Origin of the sequence: Actinophytocola sp., from assembly GCF_036402745.1 — a bacterium.
Taxonomy (GTDB): Bacteria; Actinomycetota; Actinomycetes; order Mycobacteriales; family Pseudonocardiaceae; genus Actinophytocola.
Window position 1 is genome coordinate 1 of record NZ_DASWSJ010000073.1, and the last position, 3,438, is coordinate 3,438.

At 68.9% G+C, this 3,438-nt stretch carries 5 protein-coding genes; 3 read left to right on the forward strand and 2 right to left on the reverse strand.

The window, feature by feature from the left end:
- Positions 1-12: 12 nt before the first annotated feature.
- Together VGD70_RS07075 and VGD70_RS07080 are read right to left on the reverse strand one after the other, a co-directional pair.
- Positions 13-378 (reverse strand): hypothetical protein, encoded by a 366-nt coding sequence (locus VGD70_RS07075; RefSeq protein WP_331079329.1) that lies wholly within the window; start codon positions 376-378, stop codon positions 13-15.
- A gap of 1 nt (position 379) precedes the next feature.
- The gene (locus VGD70_RS07080; RefSeq protein WP_331079331.1) at positions 380-1,090 is read right to left on the reverse strand and encodes an SDR family oxidoreductase; all 711 of its coding nucleotides are present in this window, start codon (positions 1,088-1,090) and stop codon (positions 380-382) included.
- A gap of 128 nt (positions 1,091-1,218) precedes the next feature.
- Here VGD70_RS07080 and VGD70_RS07085 point away from each other — a divergent pair, with 128 nt between their 5' ends.
- The 3 genes from VGD70_RS07085 to VGD70_RS07095 all read left to right on the forward strand — a co-directional run.
- Positions 1,219-2,139, forward strand: coding sequence for a LysR family transcriptional regulator (locus VGD70_RS07085; protein WP_331079333.1), 921 nt, complete (start codon positions 1,219-1,221; stop codon positions 2,137-2,139).
- A gap of 72 nt (positions 2,140-2,211) precedes the next feature.
- Positions 2,212-2,517 carry a muconolactone Delta-isomerase family protein gene (locus VGD70_RS07090; RefSeq protein ID WP_331079334.1) on the forward strand — a complete coding sequence of 102 codons (306 nt, stop codon included), beginning with the start codon at positions 2,212-2,214 and terminating at the stop codon, positions 2,515-2,517.
- On the forward strand, positions 2,514-3,438 hold a 925-nt coding region (locus VGD70_RS07095), incomplete at its 3' end, for a YbfB/YjiJ family MFS transporter (RefSeq protein ID WP_331079336.1). The genes VGD70_RS07090 and VGD70_RS07095, both read left to right, overlap by 4 nt.

The following is a 3,438-nucleotide window of genomic DNA, read 5'->3' on the forward strand; positions in this document are numbered from 1 at the left end:
GACACTTACCTTTCAGTCTAGTTTGGACACTTGGTAGTGGCTGATGAACCAGCCGTCGGCCGACTGGTGCAGCAGCACGCTCAGGTACACGGCCAGCGTCGGCCGGTCGGCGAACGAGAAGTCGACGCTCAGGTAGCCGAGCACGAGGTCCTCGGCGGGCCGCCTGGTCTCGAGAATCTTGTAGGCGGCCTTCAGCCCGATCGGCTGGGAGTCGTAGTACTCGGCGATGCCCTGCCGTCCGACGCTGTACGGGTGCAGCCCTTGGAAGATCGCGTCCGCGGCGAAGGTGGCGGCGATCCGCTCGGGGTCGTGTGCGTCGACGGCGGACTTCCACTCGTCCAGGACGCCGATCAGGATTTCCTCGTTCGTGGTGTTCATGTCAGTGCCCCGCGCTCTGTCCGCCGTCGACGTGCAGGATTTCCCCGGTGACGAACCGGGCGTTCTCCAGGTAGATGATCGCGTCGACGACGTCGTCGATGTCGCCCATCTGGCCCACCGGGTGCAGGCCGCTCAGGAATTCGTGCGTCTCGGCCGGATGCATCGGCGTGCGGATGATGCCGAGCGCGACCGTGTTGACCCGGATGCCCTTCGCCGCGTACTCGACGGCCAACTCCCTGGTGACCGCGTTCAGGCCGCCCTTGGTCAGTGACGCGAGCGCAGCGGGAACCTGTGAGTTGGCGTGGTCGACCAGGCTGGTCGAGACGTTCACCACGTGCCCGCCGTCGCGGGCGAGCATCGCGGTGATGGCGCTGCGGGAGAACTCGAAGAAGCCGCGGAGGTTCACGCCGGTCACGAGGTCGAACTCTTCGTCGGTGTGGTCGGTGAACGGCTTGGCGATGAAGACGCCGGCGTTGTTGATCAGGGTGTCGACCCGGCCGAACCGGACCAGTGCCGCCTCGATGACCCTGCCGCCGACGCCCGGCTCGGCCACGTCACCGCGGACGGTCAGCACCTCGGGGTCATCGGACTCGCCGATGGTGCGTGAGGTCGCGACGACCGCGTAGCCGAGCTTGCGGTAGGCGGTGACCAGAGCGGCGCCGATACCTTGGGAAGCACCGGTGATCACGACCACCTTGTGCGCTGTGTTCATAGTGGACAATCACTTTCTCGTTGCTGGTCCTGACTGCCTCCTGATCGTGTGCCGGTCCACGCGGGCTTGCCACGACCGGCTTGCTCACTGGTGGGAGGACGAACCTCCCACCGCACTACGATGGCCATGTGGAGCTGCGCCAGCTGCGGTATTTCGTCGCCGTCGCCGAGGAACTGAACTTCGGCCGGGCCGCCGAACGGCTGCGCATCGCAGGCCCGTCGCTGTCCCAGCAGATCAAGGCGCTGGAGCGGGACCTGCAGGTCCGGCTGTTCGACCGCGACCGCCGCTCGGTCGCCCTCACCGCGACCGGCGAGGCGCTGTTGCCCTCGGCCAGGGCGTTGTTGAAGCAGGCCGACGAGTTGCGCCGGCAGGCCGCGGGCTTGTGCGGGTCCGAACCGGTCCGGCTCGGCTACGTCAACTGGCGCCTGCCGGACCTGGTCGAACGGACCGCCGGAATCGCTCAGCTGCTTGTCGACGCGTGGGTGCTGCCGTCGCACGCCCAGGCCGCCCGGGTCGCCGATCACAGCATCGACCTGGCGATCTGCTGGGTGCAGACGCCGGACATGACCGAGTACAGCCTCGACGCGCACCTGATCGGCGCGGACCGGCTGTACGCGGTGTCCACCGGCTCCGACATCTCGCCGGTCGAGGCGAAGGACGCCGTGGTCCTGGTGGACGCGGACACGGTCAGCTGGTCATCGTGGAACCTGTACGGCGAGCAGTTCGCCCGGCACGCAGGCGCCGAGGTGGTGCGTATCGACGACGGCGGGGTCACCGGGCCTGCGTTCTTCGACCACGTGCGCCGCCTCCGCCGACCGGTGGTCAACTCCCCCAAAGGCCAGACGACCCCGGTGCCGCCGGACCTGGTTGTTCGGCCCCTGGTCCGTCCCGCGCCGTACTGGACGTGGTCGCTGGTGGCGCGCCACGACGAGACCCGCTCGTCGGTCCATGCCGTGGTCAAGGCGCTCACCAGCGACATCGGCACGCTCGGTCTGGACGACGACACCGTGTGGCTGCCCGCCAACGACCCACACAAGCCCGCACGCTGAGAGCCCGCGCCTCCCAATAGGGAGAAAAGCCGTCGTGGCGGCCGCGCCGGACGTGGACACACGATGTGGTCCATGGAGACCACGCAAGAGTTCGCCCAAGAATTCATCGTCGAGATCACCACGACGTACCCCGACGGTACCGATCCCGCTGAAGTCACCGCACTTCGCGCCGCGGAAGCGGTACGCGCCAAGGAACTCGCCGCCACGGGCAACCTGGTGCGGTTGTGGCGCCCGGTCGGCGAGCTGCGCAGCATCGGGCTGTGGCGCGCCACGGACGAAGACGACCTGCGCACGAACGTGCTCGGCACCCTGCCGCTACGGGCGTGGATGACATTCGACGTCACCGCCGTGCGTCCGCACCCGAATAACCCCGCATGAGCATCCGTTCCCCGTGGGCACACGTCGCCGAGGCGGCCGCGGCGCTGGCCGGCGCCATGGGTGTCGGCCGCTTCGTCTACACGCCGATCCTGCCGCTGATGACCGCGCAGGCGGGGCTGACCCCGCAGGCCGGCGCGAACCTGGCCACGGCCAACTACGTCGGCTACCTCGTCGGCGCGCTGGCCGGCACCCTCGCGCCCGGCCTGGCCCGGTCCCGTACCGTCAACCACTACTCGTTGCTCCTGCTCGTCGCGACACTCGCCGCGATGCCGCTCACCCACAGCACCACCGTGTGGCTCGTCCTGCGGCTGCTCACCGGTGTGGCGAGCGCGATCGTGTTCGTGGTCGCCGCCAACTCCCTGCTCAGCCACCTGAGTGGCCCGCACCTGCATGGCTGGGGCTTCAGTGGCGTCGGAGTGGGCATCGCCCTGTCCGGTCTGCTCGTGCTTGTGGTGCGTTCGGTCGGTGACTGGCAGGCGGCCTGGTGGGCGGCGGCCACGCTGGCCGCGGTGTTCTCCGCCGGAGCGTGGAACCTCCGGCCAGAACAGTCACCGTCCACATCAGACGAACTGCATTCCCGTACGCACCGCTGGTTCTCGGCCCTGTTCGCCAGCTACGCCCTGGAGGGCGTCGGCTACATCATCGCCGGCACCTTCCTCGTCGCCGCGATCGACCAGGGGTCACCTGGGTGGATCGGCAGCGGCACCTGGGTGATCGTGGGGCTCGCCGCGGTGCCGTCCGCCGTCCTGTGGGCCCGGTTGGGCCGCCACTGGTCCCACCCGGACCTGCTGCTGGTCGCCCTGGTTGTTCAGGCCGTCGGCATCGCCCTGCCCGCGTTGGCCGGCGGTGTCGTCGCCGCGCTCATCGCGGCGTTCCTGTTCGGCGGCACGTTCATCGGGATCAGCACGATCGCCCTCGCCA

Coding starts and splice junctions, on each gene's coding strand:
- VGD70_RS07080 (WP_331079331.1), bottom strand. CDS start 1,090: ATGAACACAGCGCACAAGGTGGTCGTGATCACCGGTGCTTCCCAAGGT.
- VGD70_RS07090 (WP_331079334.1), top strand. CDS start 2,212: ATGGAGACCACGCAAGAGTTCGCCCAAGAATTCATCGTCGAGATCACC.
- VGD70_RS07075 (WP_331079329.1), bottom strand. CDS start 378: ATGAACACCACGAACGAGGAAATCCTGATCGGCGTCCTGGACGAGTGG.